Annotated in this window: 2 protein-coding genes and 1 pseudogene; 1 reads left to right on the top strand and 2 read right to left on the bottom strand. The window is 71.0% G+C overall.

What is annotated here, in order from left to right; genetic code table 11:
• Window positions 1–263 (bottom strand): winged helix-turn-helix domain-containing protein (locus VI238_RS13010; protein WP_331652029.1); only part of this gene is annotated, 263 nt, incomplete at its 3' end.
• 125 nt (window positions 264–388) lie between these two features.
• On the opposite strand from VI238_RS13010, the gene VI238_RS13015 reads away from it, so the two are divergent.
• A complete protein-coding gene (locus VI238_RS13015; RefSeq protein WP_331652030.1) occupies window positions 389–1,723 on the top strand; it encodes a hypothetical protein in 1,335 nt (444 codons plus the stop codon).
• A 111-nt stretch (window positions 1,724–1,834) separates the two neighbouring features.
• Here VI238_RS13015 and VI238_RS13020 read toward each other — a convergent pair.
• A pseudogene (locus VI238_RS13020) lies at window positions 1,835–2,646 on the bottom strand (glutamine--tRNA ligase); the annotation flags it as partial.

Genomic DNA, 2,646 nt, shown 5'->3' on the forward strand with positions numbered 1-2,646 from the left:
GTCTCGCCTTCGTCGCCGAGGATCTTGCGCAGCGCGCTCACGCGCGAAGTGAGGCTGTGCTCCTCGACGATCGTGTCCGGCCAGACCGCGTCGACGAGCTCCTCGCGGCTGCGCAGGCGGCCGGCGCTCTCGACGAGCGCGAGCAGCAGGTCGAACTGCTTCACCGTGAGCGCGACCGGCGTGCCCGCGCGCGTCAGGCGGCGTTCGTCGATTTCGAGCTGGAACGCGCCGAAACGACGTATCCGGTTGTTTTCCTGACCCATTCTTTCGAATCGACGCGTGACGGGACGAAAACGGGAGGCAAACTGCACGTTCGCGAGAGGCTCGGCGCGCAGCGCAACCGTACTGTAGCGCAGTTGCCCGCCCGGGCCGGACGAGGACCGCCGACGTGAATGCACCGAACCGCCGCCGTTTCGCCGCCATCCTGCTCGCCGTGTGCGTGCCCGTGTTCGCACGCACGGCTTCCGCGGCGCCGACCGACCCGCACGCGCCGGGGTGGACCGCTGCGCTCGCCTGGGTCGAACAGAAGATCGGCGCGCCCGAGCCAGCCGGGATCGAAGCATTCGGCAGCGCCGTTGCCGTGCAGGGCGACACGGCGTTCGTCTCCGCGCCCAAGCACCCGCAGGACGGCCCGTCGGGCGGGCAGGGCATCGTCTACGTCTACCGTTACGTCGATGGCGCCTGGACGCTCGTGCAGTCGCTGACCGCCGACGACGCGGCGCCGGGCGAGGAGTTCGGCAACGCGATCGCGCTGCAGGGTTCGATCGCGATGATCGCGATGCACAACGCGGCGATCGGCGGCCTCGCGCAGGCCGGCGCCGTGTACGTGTTCCGCTACGACGGCTCGCAGTGGGTGCAGGCGCAGAAGCTCGTCGCGGACGCGCCGCTGCTCGTCGCGAACTTCGGCGACTCGATCGCGCTCGACGGCGATACGGCCGTGATCGGCGCGGGCAACGAACGCGGCGCGGCGCAGGAGCCGTCGGTCGGTGCCGCGTACGTGTTCACCGCGGACGCGAACGGGACGTGGACGCAGGCGCAGCGGCTCGCCTCGAGCGATCCGCATCACTGGGACCAGTTCGGCATCGCGGTTGGCCTTGCCGGCGACACGATCATGGTCGGCGTCTCGCAGGAGACCTGGGTCGACCAGAACTCCGGCCCCGGTCCCGGCGCCGTCCGCGTCTTCACGCGCAGCGCGGGTACGTGGAGCGAGAGCGGCGTGCTGCGCGCGGACGACGGCGTCGACGGCGACTACTTCGGCGAGATGCTCGCGTTCGACGGCCAGACCCTCGTCGTCGGCGCGCCCGCGGTCGGCAGCTACCAGGGCGCCGCGTACGTCTTCGCGCGCTCGGGGGCGGACTGGACGCAGCGCCAGAAGCTCGTCGCGGCCGAAGCGGAGGAGAATGCATTCTTCGCGCGCTCGCTCGCGCTCGCCGGCGATCGCCTTGCGCTCGGTGCACCGGGGGCGACCGCGGGCGAGACGCCGTTCGCGGGCGCCGCCTACCTGTTCGCCTCGAGCGGCGGCACGTGGGCGCAGAGCGCGCGCCTGACCGCGAGCGACGCGATGCTCGCCGACTACCTCGGTTTCGCGGTCGGCCTCGTCGATGGCGAGCATCTCGTCGCCGGGGCGCCGCACGACTTCGACGATGGGCAAGGCCTGTCGGGCGCGTTCTACGCCTTCGCCGCCGACTCGATCTTCGTCGACGGTTTCGAGGGCAGCCCCTAGCGGGCCGTCGCCGAACCGTCGGCGCCGCCGTGGAGGCATCCTCGATCCGCGCGATCGAGGCGGGGAACGCCGCATCCCCGCTTTCGCGTGGATGTCAGGGCGTCGGCCCGCTCAGCCTTTCGCGAACGAATCGCGCAACGTCACGGTGCGGTTGAACACGGGCTTCGCATCGGTGTGGTCGGCCCGATCGGCGACGAAGTAGCCGAGTCGTTCGAACTGCACCGCGCTTTCGCGTTGCGCCACCGCGGCTGCGGGCTCGAGCCACGCCTGGACGACGCGCTTGGAATCGCGGTTGATGTGGTCGGCGTAGCTCTTGCCATCACTCGTGTCGTCGGGGTCGGCGACCGTGAACAGGCGATCGTACAGGCGCACCTCGGCGGCGACCGCGTGCCGGGCGCTGACCCAGTGGATCGTGCCCTTGACCTTGCGGTCGGCGCCGGCCATGCCCGCGCGGGTGTCGGCGTCGAGCGTGCAGTGCACGGCGACGACGCGACCGTCGGCGTCCTTGGCGACATCGGTGCAGCGCACGATGCCGACGCCGCGCAGGCGCACTTCGCCACCGGGCACGAGGCGGTGGAAGCCCTTCGGCGGCACCTCGAAGAAATCGTCGCGCTCGATCCACAACTCGCGCGAGAACGGCACGCGGCGCGTGCCGAAATCGGCGTTCTTCGGATGGTTGGCGAACTCGATCGTCTCCTCGTGCGCGGCGTCGAGGTTCGCGATCACGAGCTTGAGCGGATCGAGCACGGCCATGCGCCGTGGCGCGCTCGCGTCGAGCGCTTCGCGCACGCAGCCTTCGAGCACGCTGAACTCGATCACCGAGTTCTGCTTGGTCACGCCCGCGCGCTCCCAGAACACGCGGATCGCCGCCGGCGGAAAGCCGCGCCGGCGCACGCCGGCGAGCGTCGGCATGCGCGGATCGT

The sequence above is a fragment of the Dokdonella sp. genome (assembly GCF_036518555.1).
GTDB lineage: Bacteria > Pseudomonadota > Gammaproteobacteria > Xanthomonadales > Rhodanobacteraceae > Dokdonella_A.